Origin of the sequence: Streptomyces soli (assembly GCF_003999195.1) — a bacterium.
GTDB lineage: Bacteria > Actinomycetota > Actinomycetes > Streptomycetales > Streptomycetaceae > Actinacidiphila > Actinacidiphila soli.
In genome coordinates this window covers 1-3,883 of record NZ_RJVR01000411.1, presented here as the reverse complement: position 1 = coordinate 3,883, position 3,883 = coordinate 1, and the positions used below count along the sequence as shown (strand labels likewise).

Here is a 3,883-nt window from a genome sequence, read left to right as displayed (position 1 = left end):
GAAAACTCCGGCACGGTGCCAGCGAAGCCGCCGGCGACCACTTCACGGCGACGCCCCCCAAGGCTGGCCAGGGCGGCGTGGAGATGACGCCAGTCAGCAGGGTGATGGTCAGAACACGAGGCTCTCCACCGCGACCGAACGATTCGTCCAGCGGCTGATCGAGCGCTACGGCGACCGTCACGACCTGTGAGCGCTGCCCGCTCTGCCGTTACGGCCTGTCGCTTGAGTACGCCTGGTCTGCCGGCACCGTCTCTCCGAACACCGCCACGCTCGTCCGTGCCACCCCGCCCGTCAGCTGCTCATCGTCAACGGTCACGGCGGGAACCGCGGCATAGGAAGCCCTCGCCTACGAACTCCAGCAGCCCCACGCCATCACCGTCTGCGTCATCCACCAAGCTCACTGTCGGCCGAGATCACCGACAGCGAGCTGCACGGTCCACGATCACCAGCTACGAAAATCTTGTAAGAGCCGATGACCGTACAGACCCGACCCGCGCCGAGGTATATCCCCTGATCTGGCATACCTCGGAGTCCCTCGACTATGTGCGTGGCCACTTTGAGTCGCTGCGGCCGTTCTTCGCGGCTGCGGCACGTGATGGCGACGCCATGCTCATCTGGCTCGACTAACCGCCGGTAGTCCAGGCCGTAGAGACCTGCACACTTCTGATCCGTAGCTCTAGTCGAGTCGGGCGCCTGCGGTCATACAGGTCACCATGGGGTCCATGGCGGACGATACCGCCTGTGGTCGGTCGTGGGGGGTGCTGTACTTCACTGCTGTGCCGTGGGGGTCAGTTCCTGTTCGGCCCATACGGATTTGCCGTCCGGTGTGTAGCGGGTGCCTCGTCGGTGGGAGAGCTGGGCGACGAGGAAGAGGCCGCGGCCGCCCTCGTCGGTGGTCCGGGCGTGGCGCAGGCGGGTGAGGCTGGTGTTGCTGTCGGAGACTTCGCAGGTCAGGACCTGGTGCCGGATCAGGCGCAGACGGATCGGGCCGGTGCCGTGGCGGATGGCGTTGGTGACCAGTTCGCTGACGATCAGCTCGGTGGCCGTGGCGAGATCCTGCAGTCCCCACTTGGTCAGTTGGCGCAGGGCCAGGGACCGGGCGGTGCTGACGACGGCCGGGTCGCTGGGCAGGTCCCAGGAGACCACCTGGTCCGGGCTGAGGGTGCGGGTGCGGGCGAGGAGCAGCGTGACGTCATCGCACGTTGCTCCGGTCGGCAGCGTGTCGAGCACCGCCGAGCCGAGGTCTTCCAGCGGAAGGCGGGGGTGGGCGAGGGCGGTGGCCAGGCGGTGCATCCCGGTGTCGATGTCCTGATCGTGGGTTTCGACCAGGCCGTCGCTGTAAAGGGCGAGTGTGCTGCCTTCGGGAAGTTCCAGCTCGACGGACTCGAAGGGGAAGGGGGTCAGTCCGAGCCCGAGTGGGGTTCCGGCGGGAAGGTCGGGGAAGGTGACGTGGCCGTGCGGGTCGACGATCGCGGGCGGGGGGTGGCCGGCCCGTGCCATCGTGCAGCGCCGGGTGACCGGGTCGTAGACGGCGTACAGGCAGGTGGCACCCACCACCGCGGTGGCCGGGCCCGCGGCATCGGCGTCCTCCTCGGTGAGGCGGACGACCAGGTCGTCGACGTGGGCCAGCAATTCGTCGGGGGGCAGGTCCATGTCGGCGAAGGCGTGCACGGCGGTGCGGAGCCTGCCCATGGTCGCCGCGGCGTTGATGCCGTGCCCGACCACGTCGCCGACGACCAGGGCCACCCGGGCACCGGACAACGGAATCACATCGAACCAGTCACCCCCGACGCCGCGGTGGATGTCGGCCGGCAGGTAGCGCGAGGCCACCTCGACCGCGGACCCACCCGACAGGCGCTGCGGGAGCAGGTCGCGCTGGAGGGCGAGGGCCGCGGTGCGTTCGCGGGTGTACCGGTTGGCCATCGGTCCACCTCCTTGAGGTGTGCGGCCCGCTTTGGGGGCCTTGGGGGGATTGGGGGCCGAGGGGAACGCCCGGCGTGGCGGATCGCTAAAGGGAAGGGCGTCGTCGCCCACGGCCCTGCGGACGATTCGCCGTCAGACGCGGTGGGCCGGTTCGTGATGAAATCTACAATCGTAGATTTGACTAAGTCAAGTCTTTGCGAGTGGCGTGGGTCAACTGGCCGGGGGAGCGACGGTGCTCGCGCTTAAAGGTGCACAGGGCTGCGCTGGAAGGCGCGGGGACCGCCAGGGCCGAAGATCTCGTCGTTGTCGGGCCGGTCCAAAGGCGCGGGGACCGCCAGGGCCGAAGATCTCCTCGTTGTCGGGCCGGTCCAGCAGTGCATGGTCCAGGAGCCAGGCGTAGGGGGCGATCGCGGCGGGGAGTCGGCCCCGCCCGTTCCGGGGGCCACCTCACCACCGTCACCCCTTCCGGCGCGCACACCCGCACCAGAGTTGACTCAGTCAAGTTTTGAGGTTACGGTTGCAGGCCCAGAACGCCGAGTGCATGCACGCGCACTCCACAACGCTGCGTCGGCCCCGTTTCCCGCCGACGGCCGTCGCGCACATCCAGACGGACGCGCGCAAGGCCCAGCAGCGCGGTGGGGAAATGAGCCTTACCGGCCGAAGCCGGGCACCGAAGGAGTGTGACAGCAGTCATGGAGCAGTCAGCTGGAGACCTACTCAAGAGCAAAGGGCTGCGCAACACGGCACCGCGCCGCGCCATCCTGACAGCGCTTCAGGGTCATCCGCATTCCACGGCCTCGGATCTTGAGAGGCGGATCGGGGCGCGCAAGTCCGGCTCCAGCGGGCTGTCCAAGCAGGGGCTCTACAACGCGCTGGAGGTCCTGACGAACGCGCAGTTGATCCGCTGCTTCGAGCCGGCCGGCTCCCCGGCGCTCTACGAGTTGCGCGTGTGCGACAACCACCATCACCTGGTGTGCCGCAAGTGCGGGGTCCTCGAGGACGTCGACTGCCACACCGGGGTCGCCCCCTGCCTGGACCCTGTGGAGAGCAAGGGGTTCGCCATCGACGAAGCCGAGATCACCTGGTGGGGGCTGTGCGCGCAGTGCCAGGAGACCGTCGCAGGTTCATAGGCCCCCCGCCACCCCGCCGGCCCGCCCACGGACGACACACACGCCCCCGGCGCGGCTTCTCCGGCACGGCCCACCCAGCAGCAGAGCAAAGCACTTCTTGGATTCGACCGAGTCGAATCCAAGGGGTGCTTTGCCGATGCCGATGACACCGACGCCTCCCGTCGGCCCGCCGGCCCGGCGGCCCGGCGGCCGCACACGCCAGCACCTCGACCCCGGCGCCGTGATACCGGCGCCTCGCCGCACACTCACCACCCCACAAGACTTGACTCAGTCTAATCTAGAGGTAGTGTGGGTGCTACGGGCGGACAGGCCACCACAAGGCCCACCCCCCGCCATCCGCCAGCCACCCGCCCGGCCTGCGGCAAGGATGGTCAGATCACGCCGAACGCACCCATCCCACACACCGGAGGAACCGTCCATGAACTGCCTGGAATGCACAACAGCCGCATCGTCGGCAGACCCGAAAGCCACCGTCGGCTGCTGCGCTTACTGCGGTGCCGGTGTCTGCCTCGATCACGTCGTAGGCGTCACTGTCCGCCGACAGCCCATCGGCGTGATCCCACAGTCACAGGCCGGAGCACGGCGGCTGGTCTGCTCCACCTGCTACGCGGCGATCAACCCCCGTCAGGCCAGGAGCACCGATCTCCAGCAGCGCCCCGGCCACAAGGAAAGCAGCCAACACCCTGCCGTCGCCGTCCTCTGACTCGACTGACTCCCCCCGCGGAACCTGTCAACGTGATCAAGGCAGGTAGATCGTTCTATCCCTGTGCCGGGATTGTTTGCTCGTCCGGTCGGGGTTGGTCGGGCTTGTTGATCCAGGCGGCCTCGGG

Annotated in this window: 4 protein-coding genes and 1 pseudogene; 3 read left to right on the top strand and 2 right to left on the bottom strand. The window is 68.3% G+C overall.

From position 1 onward, the window contains the following. A partial coding sequence (locus EFK10_RS49175) for a hypothetical protein (protein ID WP_206305869.1) occupies positions 1–181 on the bottom strand: 181 nt, incomplete at its 3' end. A gap of 5 nt (positions 182–186) precedes the next feature. Between EFK10_RS49175 and EFK10_RS46800 the strand changes: the two genes are divergently transcribed. After that, positions 187–627, top strand: coding sequence for a DUF1877 family protein (locus EFK10_RS46800; protein ID WP_322973481.1), 441 nt, complete (start codon positions 187–189; stop codon positions 625–627). A 141-nt stretch (positions 628–768) separates the two neighbouring features. Here EFK10_RS46800 and EFK10_RS46795 read toward each other — a convergent pair. Next, positions 769–1,920, bottom strand: a pseudogene (locus EFK10_RS46795) (ATP-binding SpoIIE family protein phosphatase); the annotation flags it as partial. A gap of 695 nt (positions 1,921–2,615) precedes the next feature. Between EFK10_RS46795 and EFK10_RS46790 the strand changes: the two are divergent. Together EFK10_RS46790 and EFK10_RS48370 are read left to right on the top strand one after the other, a co-directional pair. Then, complete coding sequence (locus EFK10_RS46790; RefSeq protein ID WP_127361695.1) at positions 2,616–3,053, top strand: Fur family transcriptional regulator; 438 nt, start codon at positions 2,616–2,618, stop codon at positions 3,051–3,053. A gap of 418 nt (positions 3,054–3,471) precedes the next feature. Further along, the gene (locus tag EFK10_RS48370; RefSeq protein WP_164836528.1) at positions 3,472–3,756 is read left to right on the top strand and encodes a DUF2180 family protein; all 285 of its coding nucleotides are present in this window, start codon (positions 3,472–3,474) and stop codon (positions 3,754–3,756) included. Positions 3,757–3,883: the final 127 nt, after the last annotated feature.

Excerpts from the sequence above, each read along its gene's own strand:
- EFK10_RS48370 (WP_164836528.1), top strand. The coding sequence starts at position 3,472 with ATGAACTGCCTGGAATGCACAACAGCCGCATCGTCGGCAGACCCGAAA.
- EFK10_RS46790 (WP_127361695.1), top strand. The coding sequence starts at position 2,616 with ATGGAGCAGTCAGCTGGAGACCTACTCAAGAGCAAAGGGCTGCGCAAC.